This window comes from Citrobacter sp. JUb117 (genome assembly GCF_024809055.1).
Lineage (GTDB): Bacteria > Pseudomonadota > Gammaproteobacteria > Enterobacterales > Enterobacteriaceae > Citrobacter > Citrobacter gillenii.
In genome coordinates, this window is sequence record NZ_JANUFB010000003.1 from 467,255 (window position 1) to 487,929 (window position 20,675).

Below are 20,675 nucleotides of genomic sequence, written 5' to 3' on the forward strand. Positions count from 1 at the left end.
ATTCTCCTGAGATTATTTCGTCGCGCCCGCAGGCGTGGTGGCTTCATTATTACCCTGAGCCGCAGTCGGCGCATCGCCAGAATTCTTATTGTCATCGCCTTTACTGTTACTGTTGTAAAGGAACTGACCAATCATATCTTCCAGCACCATCGCCGATTTGGTGTCCTGGATCGTATCACCATCCTTGAGAATAGCGGTTCCCAGTTCAGGATCCTCAAAACCGACGTTCAATGCCAGATATTGCTCACCCAGCAGACCGGAAGTCCGGATACTCAGCGAACTGGTATCTGGAATCTGGTTAAAGCGCGATTCAATCTCCAGCGTCACACGCGGCAGGTACGATTTCGGATCCAACGAAATGTCCGACACGCGTCCAACAACTACCCCGCCAATCCGCACCGGAGAGCGTTCTCTCAAGCCGCCAATGTTATCAAAGGTCGCATAAATCGTGTAGGTCGGCTCAGTACGCATAGAGGTGACGTTAGCTGCTTTCAGGCAGACAAACAGCGCCGCCAGCAGCGCAACCAACAGGAATAACCCGACCCAAATTTCATTTTTTTTCGTTTGCATGAACTCAATTCCCAAACATCAGTGCGGTCAGCACAAAATCCAGCCCCAGAACGGCAAGAGAGGCGTGCACAACGGTTCGTGTCGTTGCCCGGCTAATCCCGGCAGAGGTCGGGATTGCATCATAACCATTGAATAATGCAATCCATGTGACCGTAATGGCGAACACCACGCTCTTAATTAAACAGTTGACCAGGTCCAGGCGCCAGTCGACGGCATTTTGCATCGCAGACCAGAAAAAGCCTGCATCAATACCTTTCCAGCTTACGCCGACCAGTGAACCGCCCCAGATACCTACCGCGACAAAAATAATCGTCAGCAGCGGCAGTGAAATCACCCCCGCCCAAAAGCGTGGGGATATCACCCGACGCAGGGGATCAACCGCCATCATTTCCATACTGGAAAGCTGCTCGGTTGCCCGCATCAGACCAATTTCTGCGGTTAAGGCCGACCCGGCTCGCCCGGCGAACAGCAGCGCCGCCACAACCGGTCCCAGTTCACGCAGCAGCGAAAGCGCCACCAGCATACCAAGACTGGTTTCCGCACTGTAGGTGGTCAGAACCAGGTATCCCTGCAGCCCCAACACCATACCGATGAACACGCCAGAAACGATAATAATCAGCATCGATAAGACGCCGACATTATAGAGCTGACGGATCAGAAGCGGCGCATGTTTGCGAAACTCCGGCTTGCCGACTACCGCATTGAACAACATTAATCCGGCACGCCCGAACGTCCTGAGGGTTTTAATCCCTCGATGTCCGAGTGAGGCCAGCGCATTTAACAACATGGATGGCTTAACTCCCTGTTTTAAGTAAATCGGAGTGGTAATCACCCGCCGGGTAGCGGAACGGAACCGGCCCATCAGCAATGCCATCGAGGAACTGACGTACACGCGGATCGGCATTTTCTTGCAGTGCCTGAGCACTACCGTAGGCCACAATTTTTTTATCCGCCATTATATAGGCGTAATCCGCAATACTCAGAACCTCCGGCACATCATGAGACACCACCACACAGGTGACGCCCAGCGTGCTGTTCAGTTCAGAGATCAGCTTCACCAGCACGCCCATGGTGATGGGGTCCTGACCGACAAACGGCTCATCAAACATGATCAGGTCTGGTTCCAGCGCAATGGCGCGCGCAAGTGCGGCACGTCGCGCCATACCACCAGATAATTCAGAAGGCATTAATTTTGCTGCACCGCGCAGGCCAACGGCCTCAAGCTTCATCATCACCGTGCTTTTCAGCAACGGCGCGGGTAGCGTCGTATGCTCACGTAGCGGATAAGCGACGTTGTCGAACACGTTCATATCGGTAAACAGCGCACCCGATTGAAACAGCATACTCATACGTTTACGCACGGTGTATAACCGCGAACGAGACATGGCCGGGACGTTCTCGCCATCAAACAGGATCTCACCCTTATCCGGGGGAATTTGTCCGCCAATCAGACGCAACAGCGTCGTTTTGCCGATGCCTGATGGCCCCATGATCGCCGTTATCTTGCCGCGCGGCACCGTCAGGGAAATATTATCAAAAATGCAGCGGTCGCCTCGGGAAAAGCTGACATCGTGCATATCGACTAGATTCGCCACAGACTGACCCATTGATTCATCCTTTACTATTGCCTCGTTGATCGAAGAGTTTGGCGCTCAATTTAGCCATGAACCCAACATATTTACAGATTATTACCCGCTCTGGTTAGCGAAAGCTGGCATTTGTTTTACTTTTTAGCCGCATAAAGTCAAAATTAAGACTTCGTTACGGCTTCCAGAAGATCCTTCACGTGGACCGGCGAGTATACCTGAAGAAAGGACTTTAGATGCTTTTAGCGACGGCGCTGTTAATAATTGGTTTACTTCTGGTGGTCTACGGTGCCGACCGTCTGGTATTTGCCGCCTCTATTTTATGCCGCACCTTCGGCATTCCCCCCATCATCATTGGGATGACCGTCGTCAGCATAGGCACATCGTTACCTGAAATTATTGTCTCCGTTGCCGCCTCTATGAATGGGCAGCTCGATTTAGCCGTCGGCACCGCGCTCGGCTCAAACATCACCAATATTCTCCTGATTTTAGGCCTGTCAGCGCTGATTCACCCTTTTACCGTGCATTCTGATGTTCTGCGTCGCGAATTACCGCTAATGTTGCTGGTCAGTATTCTGGCCGCATCCGTGCTGTACGACGGGGAACTAAGCCGCAGCGATGGTTTTTTTCTTCTGCTTCTGGCCGTGCTATGGCTGCTATTCATTGTTAAAATCGCGCGGTTGGCGGAACGGGAAGGCAATGACAGCCTGACCCGGGAGCAAGTGGCAGAACTGCCGCGCGAAGGGGGACTACCTGTCGCCTTTCTGTGGCTGGGCATTGCGCTGATTATTATGCCAATGGCAACGCGAATGGTGGTCGATAACGCCACCGTACTGGCGAATTACTTTGCCATGAGCGAACTCACCATCGGATTAACGGTGGTGGCGATTGGCACCAGCCTGCCAGAGCTGGCAACGGCTATCGCGGGCCTGCGTAAGGGTGAAAATGATATTGCTGTCGGCAACATCATCGGGGCCAACATTTTTAATATTGTTATCGTTCTCGGACTCCCCGCACTGATCACACCGGGCGAGGTCAATCCGATGGCCTTCGTCCGTGACTACAGTGTGATGCTACTGGTAAGTGTTATTTTTGCATTACTCTGCTGGCGACGTCCGCGCCAGATTGGTCGCGGCGCGGGTGCACTGCTGACCGGCGGTTTTATCATATGGCTGGCGATGCTGTATTGGGTATCGCCACTTCTCGTTGGATAACTGGAAACGCATTATGTCGCACTTAGAGTTGCAACCGGGTTTTGACTTTCAGCAAGCAGGCAAGGAAGTCCTGGCTATTGAACGTGAAGGCCTGGCGGAGCTTGATCAGTACATCGACCTGAACTTTACCCTCGCCTGTGAGAAAATCGTCAACTGCGCGGGTAAAGTTGTGGTGATGGGAATGGGGAAATCCGGGCATATCGGGCGCAAAATGGCCGCCACGTTTGCCAGTACCGGTACACCGTCCTTTTTCGTACATCCTGGCGAAGCCGCACACGGCGATCTGGGCATGGTATCGCCGCAGGACGTGGTGATCGCCATTTCTAATTCCGGTGAATCCAATGAGATTGCCGCATTAATTCCGGTGCTCAAACGCCTTCACGTCCCGCTTATCTGCATGACCGGTCGTCCGGAAAGCAGCATGGCGCGTGCAGCAGATGTGCATCTGTGTGTTAAAGTACCCAAGGAAGCCTGCCCATTAGGTCTGGCGCCGACCAGCAGCACAACCGCGACGCTGGTGATGGGCGATGCGCTCGCCGTGGCATTATTGAAAGCCCGCGGCTTTACTGCGGAAGATTTTGCGTTGTCGCACCCCGGTGGCGCACTGGGGCGTAAGCTTTTGCTGCGCGTTAACGATATTATGCATACGGGCGACGAGATCCCGCATGTGAATAAAAACGCCAGCCTGCGCGATGCGTTACTTGAGATTACGCGTAAAAATCTCGGCATGACCGTCATTTGCGATGACACCATGAAGATCGACGGCATCTTCACGGATGGTGACTTACGCCGCGTCTTTGATATGGGCGTTGACGTTCGCCAGTTGGGGATTGCCGACGTGATGACCCCCGGGGGCATTCGCGTGCGTCCGGGCATTCTTGCCGTGGACGCTCTGAATTTAATGCAATCCCGCCATATTACCTCGGTGATGGTTGCTGATGGCGACCGTTTACTCGGTGTGTTACATATGCATGATCTCCTGCGTGCAGGCGTAGTGTAAAAAGTAGAGTAGAAACGCAAGGATAAAAGAAATGAGTAACGCAGGTGCGTCGCTTGCGACCTGTTATGGACCCGTCAGCGCTGAAGTCATCACCAGGGCAGAGAATATTCGTCTGCTGATCCTTGATGTGGATGGCGTACTGTCTGATGGCCTGATTTATATGGGCAACAACGGCGAAGAGCTCAAGGCGTTTAACGTCCGTGATGGCTACGGAATTCGTTGTGCGCTCACTTCCGGTATCGAGGTTGCTATTATTACCGGACGAAAGGCTAAACTTGTAGAAGACCGCTGTAACACGTTGGGGATTACCCATCTGTACCAGGGACAGTCGGACAAACTGGTCGCCTTCGACGATCTGCTCAACAAGCTGGCTATCGCGCCGGAACAGGTGGCATACGTCGGCGACGATCTGATCGACTGGCCGGTGATGGCGAAAGTCGGATTAAGCGTGGCGGTAGCGGATGCCCACCCGCGGCTGATCCCCCGTGCCGACTATGTCACGCGCATTGATGGAGGGCGCGGCGCGGTACGTGAGGTCTGCGATTTATTACTCCTGGCGCAGGGCAAACTGGACGAGGCCAAAGGTCAATCGATATGAGCAAAACCAGACGTTGGGTTATCATTCTACTGTCGCTGGCCGTCCTTGTGCTGATCGGTATTAACCTGGCAGACAAAGACGACACCACTCAGGTGGTAATCAATAACAACGAGCCGACCTATAAGAGCGAACATACCGACACTGTCGTGTATAGCCCGGAAGGCGCACTGAGCTATCGACTTATCGCTCAACACGTTGAATATTATTCCGATCAGGCTGTTTCGTGGTTTACTCAACCGGTATTAACCACGTTTGATAAGGATAAAGTGCCGACCTGGTCTATCAAGGCTGATAAAGCAAAATTGACTGAGGATCGGATGCTGTATCTGTATGGCCATGTTGAAGTCAACGCCCTGGTGGCAGACTCTCAACTACGCAGAATTACGACCGATAACGCGCAGATTAACCTGGTGACGCAAGATGTCACCTCAAACGATCTGGTCACGTTGTATGGAACAACATTTAACTCCAGCGGACTGAAGATGCGCGGCAATTTACGCAGCAAGAACGCCGAGCTGATTGAAAAGGTTAGAACCTCATATGAAATCCAAAACAAACAAACTCAGCCTTAATCTTGTGCTTGCCAGCTCCCTTCTGGCCGCCAGCATTCCGGCATTTGCCGTCACCGGCGATACCGAGCAGCCGATTCACATTGAATCGGATCAGCAGTCCCTGGATATGCAGGGTAACGTGGTGACATTTACCGGTAATGTTATCGTGACGCAGGGCACCATCAAAATTAATGCCGATAAGGTTGTCGTGACCCGTCCGGGCGGTGAAGACGGTAAAGAAGTGATCGATGGCTACGGCAATCCGGCAACGTTTTACCAGATGCAGGATAACGGTAAACCCGTTAACGGCCATGCCTTACAGATGCACTATGAACTGGCAAAAGATTTCGTTGTGCTGACGGGTAAAGCCTATCTGGAGCAGGTGGACAGCAACATCACCGGCGACAAAATTACCTATCTGGTAAAAGAGCAGAAAATGCAGGCCTTCAGCGATAAAGGCAAACGCGTCACTACCGTTTTAGTGCCGTCACAGCTGCAGGATAAAAACAAAACCAAAGCTCCGGCAGAGAAAAAAGGTAACTGATTCGTTATGGCAACATTAACTGCAAAGAACCTTGCAAAAGCCTATAAAGGCCGCCGTGTGGTGGAAGACGTCAGTCTGACCGTCAACTCCGGGGAGATCGTCGGTCTGCTCGGCCCTAACGGTGCGGGCAAAACAACGACCTTTTACATGGTGGTGGGCATTGTGCCGCGCGATGCGGGCAACATCATCATCGATGACGAAGACATCAGCCTGCTGCCGCTGCATGCACGCGCCCGTCGCGGCATCGGTTATTTACCGCAGGAAGCCTCTATTTTTCGTCGTCTGAGCGTGTTTGATAACCTGATGGCGGTACTGCAAATTCGTGACGATCTCTCCAGCGAACAGCGCGAAGATCGTGCTAACGAATTGATGGAAGAGTTCCATATCGAACACCTGCGGGACAGCCTGGGACAGTCGCTGTCCGGGGGGGAACGTCGCCGTGTGGAAATCGCTCGTGCATTGGCTGCAAATCCGAAATTTATCCTGCTGGATGAACCGTTTGCCGGCGTTGACCCGATCTCCGTTATTGATATCAAACGTATCATTGAACACCTGCGCGACAGCGGACTGGGCGTGCTGATCACCGACCATAACGTGCGTGAAACGCTGGCGGTCTGTGAACGCGCCTATATTGTGAGTCAGGGACATCTGATAGCACACGGCACGCCAACCGAAATACTGCAAGACGAACACGTTAAGCGCGTATACCTTGGGGAAGACTTCAGACTCTGATAGGGTAGAAGACGTCACGTTACTGCAGGAGAAAACCACTCTGAACATGAAGCAAGGTTTGCAACTCAGGCTTAGCCAACAACTGGCAATGACGCCTCAGCTACAACAGGCTATCCGTCTGTTGCAGTTGTCTACGCTGGAACTTCAGCAAGAACTTCAGCAAGCGCTGGAAAGTAACCCACTGCTCGAGCAAACCGATCTTCACGACGAAATTGATACCCAGGAAAAACAGGACAGCGATTCCCTCGATACCGCAGATGCTCTCGAACAAAAAGAGATGCCGGAAGAACTGCCGCTGGATGCCAGTTGGGATGAAATTTACACCGCAGGCACGCCGTCGGGCACCAGTGGGGATTACATCGACGACGAACTGCCTGTGTATCAGGGTGAAACTACGCAATCATTACAAGATTACCTGATGTGGCAAGTGGGATTGACCCCGTTCTCGGATACCGATCGCGCCATTGCGACGTCAATTGTCGATGCGGTTGATGATACCGGATATCTCACCGTTTCTCTGGACGATATTCTCGAGAGCATGGGTGATGACGACATTGGTCTCGATGAAGTCGAAGCCGTGCTAAAACGCGTTCAACGTTTTGATCCAGTTGGCGTGGCGGCGAAAGATCTCCGCGACTGCCTGTTGATTCAACTGTCGCAGTTTGACAAAGCCACACCATGGCTGGAAGAAGCCCGCCTGATCATCAGCGATCACCTCGATCTGTTAGCCAATCACGATTTCCGCTCGCTCATGCGCGTTACCCGGTTGAAAGAAGATGTGCTGAAAGAAGCCGTCAACCTGATCCAGTCGCTGGATCCGAGACCCGGGCAGTCGATCCAAACCGGTGAGCCAGAGTACGTGATCCCAGATGTACTGGTGCGCAAACATAACGATCGTTGGGTCGTCGAACTGAACAGCGACAGCATTCCGCGTCTACAGATTAATCAGCACTATGCCGCCATGTGCAATGGAGCGCGCAACGATGCCGACAGCCAGTTTATTCGCACCAATCTCCAGGATGCAAAGTGGCTGATTAAAAGTCTGGAAAGCCGTAACGACACGCTGTTGCGCGTCAGTCGATGTATCGTTGAGCAACAGCAAGCCTTCTTTGAGAAAGGCGAAGAATTTATGAAGCCGATGGTGCTGGCGGATATCGCCCAAGCCGTCGAGATGCACGAATCAACCATTTCCCGAGTGACCACGCAAAAGTATCTGCACAGTCCACGCGGCATTTTTGAACTCAAGTATTTCTTTTCCAGCCACGTCAACACTGAGGGCGGGGGCGAAGCCTCTTCTACAGCGATACGCGCACTGGTGAAGAAATTAATTGCTGCGGAGAACCCTGCGAAACCGCTGAGTGACAGCAAGTTAACCTCTATGCTGTCAGAACAGGGTATCATGGTGGCACGCCGCACCGTTGCGAAGTACCGAGAGTCTTTATCCATTCCGCCGTCTAACCAGCGCAAACAGCTGGTCTGACCCAACCGATAAGGAAGACACTATGCAGCTCAACATCACTGGAAACAACGTCGAAATCACTGAAGCACTGCGTGACTTTGTGAACACAAAGTTCGCCAAACTTGAGCAATATTTCGACCGGATTAATCAGGTCTATATTGTGTTGAAGGTGGAGAAGGTGACACACATCTCGGATGCAACACTGCATGTGAACGGTGGCGAAATTCATGCCAGCGCGGAAGGTCAGGATATGTACGCCGCCATTGACGGTTTAATTGATAAACTGGCTCGGCAGTTAACAAAACATAAAGATAAACTGAAACAGCACTAACTTGTCCGGGCAGTTAGCGGGTGCAGGACGGCCTGTTGTGCAGCACAACGGGCCATTTGTACAGTTAGCGCTTAGGTGAAATTATGACAAATAACGATACGACTCTACAACTGAGTACTGTTCTTAACCAGGAATGTACGCGCTCTGGTGTTCACTGCCAAAGCAAAAAACGCGCTCTGGAAATCATCAGCGAACTGGCAGCAAAGCAGCTCAGCTTGCCTTCTCAGGTGGTATTTGAAGCCATTCTGACGCGTGAAAAAATGGGCAGTACCGGCATCGGCAATGGTATTGCCATTCCGCACGGAAAGCTGGAAGAAGACACGATGCGCGCGGTCGGCGTGTTTGTGCAGCTCGAAACGCCTATCGCGTTCGACGCCATTGATAATCAACCGGTCGATCTGTTGTTCGCCCTACTGGTTCCCGCAGACCAAACCAAGACGCATTTGCACACCTTGTCACTGGTTGCAAAACGTCTGGCGGATAAAACCATCTGTCGCCGCCTGCGTTCCGCGCAGAGCGATCAGGAGCTGTATCAAATCATCACGGACACCGAAGGTGTACAGGATGAAGCATAACAACCCAATGGCACCCTTTTTTGTCGTTGTGAGGAGAAACAGTACATGGTACTGATGATCGTCAGCGGTCGTTCAGGGTCAGGCAAATCTGTTGCCCTGCGAGCGCTGGAAGATATGGGTTTTTACTGCGTGGATAACCTTCCCGTAGTGCTGTTGCCCGATCTGGCCCGCACCCTGGCCGATAGCCAAATTTCTGCGGCCGTCAGCATTGATGTGCGCAATATGCCTGAGTCACCAGAAATTTTCGAGCAGGCAATGAATAACCTGCCTGAAGGTTTCTCGCCGCAGCTGCTGTTCCTCGATGCTGACCGTAACACGCTGATCCGTCGCTACAGTGATACCCGTCGACTGCACCCACTCTCCAGCAAAAATCTGTCACTGGAAAGTGCTATCGATAAGGAAAGTGACTTACTGGAGCCACTGCGTTCTCGCGCGGACCTGATCGTCGATACCTCTGAAATGTCCGTGCACGAGCTGGCAGAAATGTTGCGTACCCGACTGCTGGGCAAACGTGAACGTGAACTGACCATGGTATTCGAGTCCTTTGGCTTCAAGCACGGCATCCCGATTGATGCGGATTACGTCTTTGACGTGCGCTTCCTGCCAAACCCACACTGGGACCCTAAACTGCGTCCGATGACCGGTCTGGACAGGCCCGTTGCCGCGTTTCTCGACCGCCACACAGAAGTACACAATTTTATCTACCAGACTCGCAGCTATCTTGAGCTATGGTTACCCATGCTGGAGACTAACAACCGCAGCTACCTCACCGTAGCCATCGGCTGTACCGGCGGGAAACACCGATCGGTGTATATTGCAGAGCAACTGGCTGACTACTTCCGCTCTCGCGGTAAAAACGTGCAGTCACGCCATCGCACGCTGGAAAAACGCAAATCATGACCGTAAAACAGACTGTCGAAATCACCAATAAGCTGGGCATGCACGCCCGGCCTGCGATGAAGCTGTTTGAATTAATGCAGGGTTTTGAGGCGGAAGTGCTGTTGCGTAACGATGAAGGTACAGAGGCGGAAGCGAACAGCGTCATCGCCCTGCTGATGCTGGATTCCGCCAAAGGTCGCCAGATAGAGGTTGAAGCCTCTGGCCCACAGGAAGTAGAAGCCCTGGCAGCGGTGATTGCGCTGTTTAATTCGGGGTTTGACGAGGATTAGTCAGTACAGAGCTACCATTTCAGCACGTAGCGAGTAGGTCGGATAAGGCGTTTACGCCACATCCGGCAATGTCGTTGTGTCGTATTCTGCCTGATGCGCTGCGCTTATCAGGCCTACAAAAACAGCGTCAGCATCGACTAATACAGCTTATTTTCCCGCATAAACGACTCACCGCCTAACTGGCGCATTTGCCGCATGATCCATGCCTGCCGGTTACGTACATAGCCTGACGGGGCATTCGCCTTAAAACGCAGAGGATTTGGCAGCACCGCCGCCAGCAGCGCTGCTTCAGACTGACTCAGGCGGCTGGCCGGTTTATGGAAATAACGTTGTGCTGCCGCTTCTACGCCGAATACACCGTCGCCAAACTCGGCGATATTCAGATAAACCGTCAGAATACGTTTCTTACTCCACACTGTTTCCATACCCAGTGTGAGTCCGGCCTCAAGACCTTTACGCACCCAACTGCGTCCATCCCACAGAAAGAGATTTTTTGCTGTCTGCTGCGAGAGCGTCGATGCTCCACGAATGCGGCTTTCATTGCGCTCATTATGCGCCAGCGCCTTTTCTATCGCAGAGACATCAAATCCCCAGTGCTGCGGAAATTTTTGGTCTTCTGCGGCAATAACCGCCAGCCCCATCCACGGTGAGATCTCATCCATACTGACCCAGTCAGAATGCGCCACATAGCCGAAATCACCGTGCAACCAGGCGCTAATTTGTCGTTCAGCCATCACCGCTGAAAAGGGCACGGGCAGCACGCTGAAGAGGGCGATGCCCCCGCCCCAGAACACGGCGAGGACAATGACCGCCCGCAGAAAGAGTCGCCGCAAACTGGCGGTCACCCCTTTTTTCATTCAGTCAGCACCAGCACACGCGAGACCAGCTTGTCGATACCGCTCGCCGCCTGGGCAATATCCTGTGCCAGCATATAAGCCGGCGTGGTGACGATTTTGTGGTCTTCATCAACCACAATATCATCGACCGGACACGGCACATGCTCTGCCCCCATATCCTCCAGCACTTCCGCAGTATCGATATCGGTGCCAATCGTCAGACGCAGCGGAAAATCGAATATTTTAGGCAGCATCGCTGGGGCAATACACATGAACCCCAACGGCTTACCGGATTGATGCATGGCGACTGCCAGCGCGGCTAAGTCGCTATCCACCCGGCATTCGCTTCCCTGGCTGGCGAAATTGCTCAGGTTCTTCGCTGCACCGAATCCACCAGGGACAATCAGCGCATCCAGTTCAGCAGAGACCGCCTGGGCAAGCGGGCGAATATCACCACGGGTTATACGTGCAGCCTCAATCAGGACATTGCGGGTCTCCTGCATGGGTTCGCCCGTCAGATGATTAATCACATCTGCTTGTTGTTTATCCGGCGCAAAGCAGATGGCCTGAGCCCCGTTGCGGGCAATAGCCAGCAGCGTTAACACGGCTTCATGGATCTCCGAGCCGTCATACACGCCGCATCCACCGAGCACTACGCCAATTTTCTTCATCGTGATACTCCTTTCGCAACTGGCTGTAGCATATTAATAATTCTTATTAAAATGCTACGCTTCACACATTTAACTGATTCATGTAACAAATTATTTAAGATTTGCTATCTTAACTGCGTGCGGCCTGAAAATTAGGGCTGCGCCCTTGTAAACAATGATAATAATTTACGGCGCAGCCACGATTTCCCTGGTGTTGGCGCAGTATTCGCGCACCCCGGCTAAGCCGGGGTCATTTTTTTTCAACACTCGCCACCCAGGCTCTTAATACCGCCACGTCGTGCTGCCACTCCTGCTTCATCTCTTCAATCCATTCCGCCACGTTGTCCTCCCAGGCTGGAAGGTCCGGGGATTGAATTTGCTGACCCAGCTGTTGCAGATGGCGCAGTCCCACTGACCCCGCAGCACCTTTGATTTTATGGCCTTCCTCAACAACGCCTTTTTTATCACGCGCGGTCAGGTTGGACTCCAGCACACTTAAATAACCCGGCATCATCTTCTCAAATACCGCCAATCCGTCGGTAATTAACTTCGGTCCCACCAGCTCGAGGTATTGTTCCAACATGGGAATATCTAACAGCGCTTGCGATTTACTGCTTTCTTCAGATGTCACAGTGCTCTCCTCTTTGTTTCGGGTATCCCAGTATTTTTTAATCATGGCGGTTAACGCCGGTACCGACAGCGGCTTGCTCAGCACGTCATCCATACCCGCTTCCAGATATTCTTTTTTGTCTTTCAGAACGTTAGCGGTGAGCGCCACCAGCGGCGGCAGATCTTCCCGCGCGTACTTTTGCGTTAACTCTCTGGAGATATCCAGACCCGTCATATCCGGCAACTGAATATCCAACAGCACCAGGTCGTACTCACCCGGTTTGAACATTTCCAGCGCGGCTTTCCCGGTCATGGCGACGTCCACGCTGTTACCCAGTTTTTCCAGCACCGAACGGGCGACAATCACGTTCAGTTCAATGTCCTCAACCAGCAGCACATTCAGGGCAGGCAACGGCATGTCGTCTTCTTCAAAGGCGTCTTCAATCTCTTCCGCAACGGCTGGGGCATGAACGGTAAGGGTAAAGACGGAACCTTTCCCCGGCTGGCTGGAAACCGTAATATCGCCGCCCATGTTTTTCGCCAGACGACGAGACACTGCCAGACCAATCCCGGTCCCGGTGGCCGGTTTACCGCCATTGCTGTCCTTCACCTGATAATACATGGCGAAGATTTTATCCTGCTCATCCTGCGGAATACCGATACCAGAATCTTCCACTTCAAAATGCAGCATGTTGCCTTTGTCATAGCGCGCCCGCACGGTGACCTGCCCTTTCTGGGTAAACTTCACGGCGTTGCTGATCAGATTCCACAGGATTTGACGCAGACGCGTCCCGTCGGTAATGACCTTATGCGGCAGCGGCAAGGTCGGATCAAGTACAAAGCGCAGCCCTTTTTGCTGCGCCTGCAGGCCGGAGAGGTTTTCCAGATCCGCCATAAAGCTGGTGAAATCTATCGGCTGGTTATCGAGCTGAACTTTACGCCGCTCCATCTTATCCATGTCGATAATATCGTTGAAAATATTCCCAAGCGTAACGGCAGAAACATGGATAGTTTTCAGGTATTTTTCCTGCTCAGCGGTCAGATCCGTATCCAGCAGGATCCGACTCAAACCGACAATACCGTTCAGCGGCGTACGCAGTTCGTGGCTGATGGTGGAAATAAAGGTCGTCTTGTCACGGCTGGCACGTTCAAGTGCATCCTGGTAGCGCTTGCGCTCGGTAATATCGCGGCCAAAGCCCATCAGGCCGTGTCGTTTACCGACGCGGTCGTAATAAGGCACTTTACGAATTTCAAAGCAGGCTTTACGTCCGTCCGGGTAATCCAGCCATTGTTCATAGGTCAACGAGACATTATGGCGGAACACTTTCTCGTCGGTTTCGATAACTTTTTCAGCCGCTTCTGGCGAGTAAACTTCAATCGGTTTTAAATTCACCAGCTGCTTTTCGCTCTTGCCTGTCAGCAATTCCATGGCGCGGTTACAGCCGGAGAACTCTTTATCTTCATTGCGATAAAAAACCAGATCCGGTGAAGCATCGAGAAAAGAACGCAGAAAAGAGGATTGTTGTTCCAGTTGGATCTGCGCTTCTTCACGCTCTTTAATTTCGACTTTGAGTTGTTCAAACGTTTCCTGGCGCTCCGCTTCCGCCTTTTCACGTTCGACAATCTCCTGGTTAAGCTGCGCAATATTGTCCTTTAACTGCACGTTAAGCTTGAGATCGCGTTCGCGCATCTCTTCCAGCTTCTGCACCAGTCGTGACAGGCGTTGCCGGGACTCCTCCAGTTGCTCCACGACCACTGACAGGAAATAGACCGCCCAGGGGGTAATTAACAGGCCAAAAAAGATGGAACGTATTACATCAATACTTTCTACCTGGCCATGCAGCACCATGGTGACGGCCATTTGCACCACTATGGCCAACACCACCAGAGCCAGCGCCAATAGCAGCGAAAAGCGCACCAGACCTAATTTCATCATCAGGTCGACATAATACTGCGCCAGCATTCGAATTTGCTTCATAGAGGGTTCCTTCACGACAACTTGGCACAATAATACTCAATTCTCGGCGTGACGTTTGAGATTGTGCAATAAATGCGGAGGCTATCGGTGAAATGACTGAGGAGAGGTCATCGTAGACCTGATAAGCGAAGCGCCATCAGGCAAGCAGGCGCAGATTGCCGGAGGTCGGCTTTGCCTTATCCGGCCTACAAAGGGTTAGCTCCCCGGCTGAGCCCACGGCGTTCCAAGAGCGGAGCCTTGTACACCATGCTCATTGAGATAACGGTCCAGTTCGACCATCCCGGTCCAGCGATTTTCACACCACAGCGGCGCCAGTAACGTCGGGCGACGGGCGCTGGCAGAAATACGATGATAAATAACCTCTGGCGGCGTATGGCGAATCATCTCGCCCGCCGTCACGGTGTAATCGGCCAGCTCAATACCGCTCAGACGCCCTGCTTCCCAGGCCTTCGCCATAATGCTGCCCTTCACGATATGCAGCGGATGCAGCTTAATGCCATCAACGCCGGTCTCCACCACGCGCGCCAGCGTTTGCAGACATTCCGCTTGCCCTTCTCCCGGCAGGCCGACAATCAGATGTGAGCACACTTTCAACCCACGCTCACGCGCCAACTGCGTGGTGCGTTGATAGCAGGCAAAGTCATGCCCACGGTTAATACGGTGCAGCGTTTTATCATGGGCCGTTTGCAGCCCCAGTTCCAACCACACCTCGTAGCCCTGGTCTTTATATTCGCACAGCAGATCGAGCACCGCCTCTGGCACGCAGTCAGGGCGCGTCCCGACGCACAGCCCGACAATATTGGCCTGAGTGACCGCCTGCTGGTACATCGAACGCAGCACCTGCACTTCGGCAAACGTGCTGGTATAAGCCTGAAAATAGGCCAGGTAGCGCTTGGCGCGATTCACCAGTTGAGCCTGATGTTCGAGCTGCTCAGCAATCGAATGATGCTGCTGTGCCTCATCGGCAAAGGAAGCGACATTACAGAAGGTGCACCCGCCACGTCCAATGGTGCCATCGCGATTTGGGCAGCTAAACCCGCCGTGCAGCGTGAGTTTATGAACCTTTTGCCCATAACGACGAGAAAGATCCCCACCAAACATATTGACTAATTTCTGTAACTGCATAATCTGATAGACCGCGCCTTGAAAAGAGGCCAAAGCCTGCCATTTTTAGCCCCCGTCGGCGATGACCTGGATCAATCGCCCCGGCGTGCTTTTATTCATTGCATATTCAAGCAAAATAAATGAAATTTCATTCAATCAAAGTGTGATTACTTTTCCTTATATCTGATGATTTTTTTTATCTTCCGACGGCCAACGGATAAAAACAGTATCTTTAAGACGCGTAAACTCTATAAACCAGCATAAAATACCAAACATCGCGATAAACAAAGGGAGGACAAGCGATAACGGACCTTTCTGACAGTGAGACAGATCACACTTCCCTCGCCATCCACTGTGCGTTAAATCAATGTAAAAATGCCATTAATTTCAATATATTCATATCGTTAATCGACCTATAGCACATTTTTGCATAAATAAGATTGCCATTTGACCTGTGTGTGGATTCCCGATAACGTGGAAATCCGCTGGAAGCTTTCTGGATGAGCAGCCTGCTCATCATATTTATGCAGTAATTGAGATTCCCTCTGAAGCAAGTCCTCAAACTTGTTTGACCTATGCGAAAAGGATTAAAGAGGGCGAATGCGAGGTGAGCGTATAACGCGCAACCCCCGTCGCCATGCTCTTGGTGTGCCTGTGCGCAAACGGTATCGGAGAGGCGTCCCGCAGAGCCTGGGGAGGTTCACTGATATGTTGTACGATAAATCCCTTGAGAAGGATAACTGTGGTTTCGGCCTGATCGCCCACATAGAAGGCGAACCTAGCCACAAGGTAGTGCGTACCGCCATACACGCACTGGCCCGTATGCAGCACCGTGGAGCCATCCTCGCGGACGGTAAAACCGGCGACGGCTGTGGCCTGTTATTACAAAAACCCGATCGCTTTTTCCGCATTGTTGCGCAAGAGCGCGGCTGGCGTTTAGCCAAAAACTACGCGGTCGGCATGATCTTTTTAAATAAAGACGCTGAACTGGCGGCGGCGTCTCGTCGCATCGTTGAAGAAGAGTTACAGCAGGAAACCCTGTCGATTGTGGGCTGGCGCGACGTGCCGACCAACGACGGTGTTCTCGGTGAAATTGCCCTCTCCTCCCTGCCCCGTATTGAGCAAATTTTTGTTAACGCCCCTGCGGGCTGGCGTCCACGCGATATGGAGCGCCGTCTGTTCATCGCGCGTCGCCGCATCGAGAAACGTTTACAGGACGATAAAGACTTCTACGTCTGTAGCTTGTCCAATCTGGTCAATATCTATAAAGGTCTGTGTATGCCGGCGGATCTGCCGCGCTTTTACCTGGACCTCGCGGACCTGCGTCTGGAATCGGCCATCTGCCTGTTCCACCAGCGCTTTTCCACCAACACCGTACCGCGCTGGCCGCTGGCCCAACCGTTCCGCTACCTGGCGCACAACGGCGAAATCAATACCATTACCGGTAACCGCCAGTGGGCGCGCGCCCGTACTTATAAGTTCCAGACCCCGCTGATCCCGGATCTCCACGATGCCGCGCCGTTCGTCAACGAAACCGGCTCCGACTCCAGCTCAATGGATAACATGCTCGAACTGTTGCTGGCAGGCGGGATGGACATCATCCGCGCGATGCGCCTGCTGGTGCCACCAGCCTGGCAGAACAACCCAGATATGGACCCGGAGCTGCGCGCATTCTTTGACTTTAACTCCATGCACATGGAGCCGTGGGACGGCCCGGCAGGCATTGTCATGTCTGACGGTCGCTTTGCCGCCTGTAACCTTGACCGTAACGGCCTGCGCCCGGCGCGCTACGTCATCACCAAAGACAAGCTCATCACCTGCGCCTCCGAAGTGGGTATCTGGGATTATCAGCCCGATGAAGTCGTCGAGAAAGGCCGCGTCGGTCCCGGCGAACTGATGGTGATCGACACCCGCTCGGGTCGCATTCTGCACTCGGCGGAAACCGATGATGACCTGAAAAGTCGCCATCCGTACAAAGAGTGGATGGAAAAGAACGTCCGCCGTCTGGTACCGTTTGAAGACCTGGCTGACGATCAAGTCGGCAGCCGTGAGCTGGACGACGACACCCTTGCCAGCTACCAAAAACAGTTTAACTACAGCGCCGAAGAACTGGATTCCGTGATTCGCGTGTTGGGTGAAAACGGCCAGGAAGCGGTCGGTTCAATGGGCGATGACACCCCGTTTGCCGTGCTTTCCAGCCAGCCGCGCATCATTTATGACTACTTCCGTCAGCAGTTCGCGCAGGTGACCAATCCGCCTATCGATCCGCTGCGTGAGGCGCACGTGATGTCGCTAGCCACCAGCATTGGTCGTGAGATGAACGTCTTCTGTGAAGCCGAAGGCCAGGCGCATCGCCTGAGCTTTAAATCGCCGATCTTGCTGTACTCTGATTTCACCCAGCTCACCACCATGAAAGAGGAACATTATCGCGCTGACCGGCTCGATATCACCTTCGACGTGAGTGAAACCACGCTGGAAGAGACCGTCAAGGCGCTGTGCGATAAAGCCGAACAGATGGTGCGTAACGGCACGGTATTGCTGGTGCTCTCTGACCGTAACATCGCCAAAAATCGCCTGCCGGTCCCGGCACCGATGGCGGTTGGTGCGGTGCAAACGCGTCTGGTGGAACAAAACCTGCGCTGCGACGCTAACATCATCGTCGAAACCGCCAGTACCCGCGATCCACATCACTTCGCGGTACTCCTCGGCTTTGGTGCCACAGCAATCTATCCGTATCTGGCCTATGAAACGCTGGGGCGTCTGATTGACACTCACGCTATTGCCAAAGATTACCGGACCGTGATGCTGAACTACCGTAACGGCATCAACAAAGGTCTGTACAAAATCATGTCCAAAATGGGCATTTCGACCATTGCCTCCTACCGCTGTTCGAAGCTGTTTGAAGCCGTTGGCCTGCATGACGACGTGGTGGCATTGTGCTTCCAGGGCGTGGTCAGTCGCATCAGCGGCGCAGGCTTTGCCGACTTCCAGCAGGATCTGCTGAACCTCTCCAAACATGCCTGGTTGGCGCGCAAACCGATTAGCCAGGGCGGCCTGCTGAAGTACGTTCACGGTGGTGAATACCACGCCTACAACCCGGACGTGGTACGCACCCTGCAACAGGCAGTACAAAGCGGCGAATACAGCGACTACCAGCAATACGCGAAGTTGGTTAACGAGCGTCCGGCAGCAACGCTGCGCGATCTGCTGGCTATCGCACCTGGCAATGAAGCAGTAAGTATTGACGACGTCGAACCCGCAACCGAGTTGTTTAAACGTTTTGATACCGCAGCCATGTCCATCGGCGCGTTAAGCCCGGAAGCGCACGAAGCGCTGGCCGAAGCGATGAACAGCATCGGCGGCAATTCCAACTCCGGCGAAGGCGGTGAGGACCCAGCACGCTATGGCACCAACAAGGTGTCGCGCATCAAGCAGGTGGCTTCCGGTCGCTTCGGTGTAACCCCGGCGTATCTGGTCAACGCTGACGTCATTCAGATTAAGGTCGCACAAGGCGCGAAGCCCGGCGAAGGCGGTCAGTTACCGGGAGATAAAGTTACTCCGTACATCGCCAAACTGCGTTATTCGGTGCCGGGCGTGACGCTGATCTCCCCGCCGCCACACCACGATATCTACTCTATCGAAGACCTGGCGCAGCTGATTTTCGACTTAAAACAGGTTAACCCGAAGGCGATGATCTCTGTGAAGCTGGTTTCCGAACCGGGCGTCGGTACCATCGCCACCGGCGTGGCAAAAGCCTACGCGGACCTGATAACCATTGCCGGTTACGACGGCGGCACCGGCGCCAGCCCGCTCTCTTCGGTGAAATACGCAGGTTGTCCGTGGGAACTGGGGCTGGTAGAAACTCAGCAGGCACTGGTGGCTAACGGTCTGCGCCATAAGATCCGTTTACAAGTTGATGGCGGTCTGAAAACCGGCGTCGACATCATCAAAGCAGCCATTCTCGGCGCGGAAAGCTTCGGCTTTGGTACCGGCCCGATGGTTGCGCTGGGCTGTAAATACCTGCGTATTTGCCACCTGAACAACTGTGCAACCGGTGTAGCAACCCAGGACGAAAAACTGCGTAAGAACCACTACCACGGTCTGCCGTTCAAAGTGACCAACTACTTTGAGTTTGTCGCCCGTGAAACCCGCGAGCTGATGGCATCGCTTGGTGTAACACGCCTGGTGGATCTGATTGGCCGTACCGACCTGCTCAAAGAGCTGGACGGGTATACTGCCAAGCAGCAGAAACTGGAGCTGTCTCATCTGCTGGAAACCGCACAACCTCACCCAGGCAAAGCGGTGTACTGTACTGAGAACAACCCACCGTTCGACAACGGCGTGCTCAACGCGCAGTTGCTGCAACAGGCCAAACCATTTGTTGATGAGCGCCAGAGTAAAACTTTCTGGTTCGACATCCGCAACACCGACCGTTCTGTCGGCGCATCACTGTCGGGCTATATCGCTCAGACGCACGGCGATCAGGGGTTGGCTTCCGACCCGATCAAGGCGCATTTCAGCGGTACCGCAGGCCAGAGCTTTGGCGTGTGGAACGCGGGCGGCGTGGAGCTGTATCTGACCGGCGATGCCAACGACTATGTCGGTAAAGGCATGGCGGGCGGCCTGCTGGCGGTACGTCCTCCGGTCGGTTCTGCCTTCCGCAGCCATGAAGCGAGCATCATCGGCAACACCTGCCTGTACGGCGCAACCGGCGGTCGTCTGTTTGCCGCAGGTCGCGCGGGTGAACGCTTTGGGGTACGTAACTCAGGTGCCATCACTGTGGTCGAAGGCATCGGTGACAACGGCTGTGAATACATGACCGGCGGCATCGTCTGTATTCTCGGTAAAACGGGCGTCAACTTCGGCGCAGGCATGACGGGCGGGTTTGCCTACGTGCTGGACGAAGACGGCGAATTCCGCAAACGCGTGAATCCAGAGCTGGTCGAAGTCCTGAGCGTGGACTCGCTGGCTATCCACGAAGAGCATTTGCGTGGACTGATCACCGAGCATGTACAGCATACCGGTTCGTCACGCGGAGAAGAGATCCTGGCCAACTGGCCGGCATTCTCGGCGAAATTCGCGCTGGTTAAACCGAAGTCCAGTGATGTGAAAGCACTGTTGGGTCACCGTAGTCGTAGCGCAGCTGAGCTGCGCGTGCAGGCGCAGTAA

Annotated in this window: 19 protein-coding genes; 12 read left to right on the top strand and 7 right to left on the bottom strand. The window is 53.4% G+C overall.

What is annotated here, in order from left to right; genetic code table 11:
* Window positions 1-12: 12 nt before the first annotated feature.
* The 3 genes from mlaD to mlaF are packed head-to-tail and all read right to left on the bottom strand — an operon-like array spanning window position 13 to window position 2,177.
* Complete coding sequence (mlaD, locus tag M2374_RS09600; RefSeq protein WP_115259895.1) at window positions 13-570, bottom strand: outer membrane lipid asymmetry maintenance protein MlaD; 558 nt, start codon at window positions 568-570, stop codon at window positions 13-15.
* Between the two features lie 4 nt (window positions 571-574).
* Complete coding sequence (mlaE, locus tag M2374_RS09605) at window positions 575-1,357, bottom strand: lipid asymmetry maintenance ABC transporter permease subunit MlaE (protein ID WP_045448070.1); 783 nt, start codon at window positions 1,355-1,357, stop codon at window positions 575-577.
* 7 nt (window positions 1,358-1,364) lie between these two features.
* The gene (gene mlaF, locus M2374_RS09610) at window positions 1,365-2,177 is read right to left on the bottom strand and encodes a phospholipid ABC transporter ATP-binding protein MlaF (protein ID WP_115257381.1); all 813 of its coding nucleotides are present in this window, start codon (window positions 2,175-2,177) and stop codon (window positions 1,365-1,367) included.
* 215 nt (window positions 2,178-2,392) lie between these two features.
* On the opposite strand from mlaF, the gene M2374_RS09615 reads away from it, so the two are divergent.
* From M2374_RS09615 to npr, 11 genes are all read left to right on the top strand, one after another.
* On the top strand, window positions 2,393-3,370 hold the full coding sequence (locus M2374_RS09615; RefSeq protein WP_096755506.1) for a calcium/sodium antiporter: 978 nt from the start codon (window positions 2,393-2,395) through the stop codon (window positions 3,368-3,370).
* Between the two features lie 13 nt (window positions 3,371-3,383).
* Window positions 3,384-4,370, top strand: a complete 987-nt coding sequence (gene kdsD, locus M2374_RS09620) for an arabinose-5-phosphate isomerase KdsD (protein ID WP_096755505.1) — start codon at window positions 3,384-3,386, stop codon at window positions 4,368-4,370.
* 31 nt (window positions 4,371-4,401) lie between these two features.
* Complete coding sequence (gene kdsC, locus M2374_RS09625) at window positions 4,402-4,968, top strand: 3-deoxy-manno-octulosonate-8-phosphatase KdsC (protein ID WP_181688705.1); 567 nt, start codon at window positions 4,402-4,404, stop codon at window positions 4,966-4,968.
* Window positions 4,965-5,540, top strand: a complete 576-nt coding sequence (gene lptC, locus M2374_RS09630; protein WP_115257378.1) for an LPS export ABC transporter periplasmic protein LptC — start codon at window positions 4,965-4,967, stop codon at window positions 5,538-5,540. Before kdsC ends, lptC begins: the two co-directional genes overlap by 4 nt.
* Window positions 5,509-6,063: a lipopolysaccharide ABC transporter substrate-binding protein LptA gene (gene lptA / locus M2374_RS09635; protein ID WP_115257377.1), complete on the top strand. Its 555-nt coding sequence runs from the start codon at window positions 5,509-5,511 to the stop codon at window positions 6,061-6,063. Before lptC ends, lptA begins: the two co-directional genes overlap by 32 nt.
* A gap of 6 nt (window positions 6,064-6,069) precedes the next feature.
* Entirely contained in the window at window positions 6,070-6,795 is a 726-nt protein-coding gene (lptB, locus tag M2374_RS09640; protein ID WP_040234138.1) for an LPS export ABC transporter ATP-binding protein, read from the top strand.
* A gap of 46 nt (window positions 6,796-6,841) precedes the next feature.
* Window positions 6,842-8,275 (top strand): RNA polymerase factor sigma-54, encoded by a 1,434-nt coding sequence (gene rpoN / locus M2374_RS09645; protein WP_115257376.1) that lies wholly within the window; start codon window positions 6,842-6,844, stop codon window positions 8,273-8,275.
* A gap of 22 nt (window positions 8,276-8,297) precedes the next feature.
* Window positions 8,298-8,585 carry a ribosome hibernation promoting factor gene (hpf, locus tag M2374_RS09650; protein ID WP_003025078.1) on the top strand — a complete coding sequence of 96 codons (288 nt, stop codon included), beginning with the start codon at window positions 8,298-8,300 and terminating at the stop codon, window positions 8,583-8,585.
* Between the two features lie 83 nt (window positions 8,586-8,668).
* Window positions 8,669-9,160, top strand: a complete 492-nt coding sequence (gene ptsN / locus M2374_RS09655; RefSeq protein WP_096755500.1) for a PTS IIA-like nitrogen regulatory protein PtsN — start codon at window positions 8,669-8,671, stop codon at window positions 9,158-9,160.
* A 45-nt stretch (window positions 9,161-9,205) separates the two neighbouring features.
* On the top strand, window positions 9,206-10,060 hold the full coding sequence (gene rapZ, locus M2374_RS09660; RefSeq protein ID WP_096755499.1) for an RNase adapter RapZ: 855 nt from the start codon (window positions 9,206-9,208) through the stop codon (window positions 10,058-10,060).
* The gene (gene npr / locus M2374_RS09665; RefSeq protein WP_096755498.1) at window positions 10,057-10,329 is read left to right on the top strand and encodes a PTS phosphocarrier protein NPr; all 273 of its coding nucleotides are present in this window, start codon (window positions 10,057-10,059) and stop codon (window positions 10,327-10,329) included. Before rapZ ends, npr begins: the two co-directional genes overlap by 4 nt.
* A gap of 137 nt (window positions 10,330-10,466) precedes the next feature.
* Here npr and mtgA read toward each other — a convergent pair whose 3' ends face one another.
* From mtgA to M2374_RS09685, 4 genes are all read right to left on the bottom strand, one after another.
* Window positions 10,467-11,186: a monofunctional biosynthetic peptidoglycan transglycosylase gene (gene mtgA / locus M2374_RS09670; protein WP_137400200.1), complete on the bottom strand. Its 720-nt coding sequence runs from the start codon at window positions 11,184-11,186 to the stop codon at window positions 10,467-10,469.
* Window positions 11,183-11,836 (bottom strand): isoprenoid biosynthesis glyoxalase ElbB, encoded by a 654-nt coding sequence (gene elbB, locus M2374_RS09675; protein ID WP_117342736.1) that lies wholly within the window; start codon window positions 11,834-11,836, stop codon window positions 11,183-11,185. The genes mtgA and elbB overlap by 4 nt, the downstream gene beginning before the upstream one ends.
* A gap of 229 nt (window positions 11,837-12,065) precedes the next feature.
* On the bottom strand, window positions 12,066-14,402 hold the full coding sequence (gene arcB, locus M2374_RS09680; protein WP_181596186.1) for an aerobic respiration two-component sensor histidine kinase ArcB: 2,337 nt from the start codon (window positions 14,400-14,402) through the stop codon (window positions 12,066-12,068).
* Between the two features lie 195 nt (window positions 14,403-14,597).
* On the bottom strand, window positions 14,598-15,527 hold the full coding sequence (locus M2374_RS09685; protein WP_115257371.1) for a TIGR01212 family radical SAM protein: 930 nt from the start codon (window positions 15,525-15,527) through the stop codon (window positions 14,598-14,600).
* A 687-nt stretch (window positions 15,528-16,214) separates the two neighbouring features.
* Here M2374_RS09685 and gltB point away from each other — a divergent pair.
* Window positions 16,215-20,675 (top strand): glutamate synthase large subunit, encoded by a 4,461-nt coding sequence (gene gltB, locus M2374_RS09690; protein WP_135953049.1) that lies wholly within the window; start codon window positions 16,215-16,217, stop codon window positions 20,673-20,675.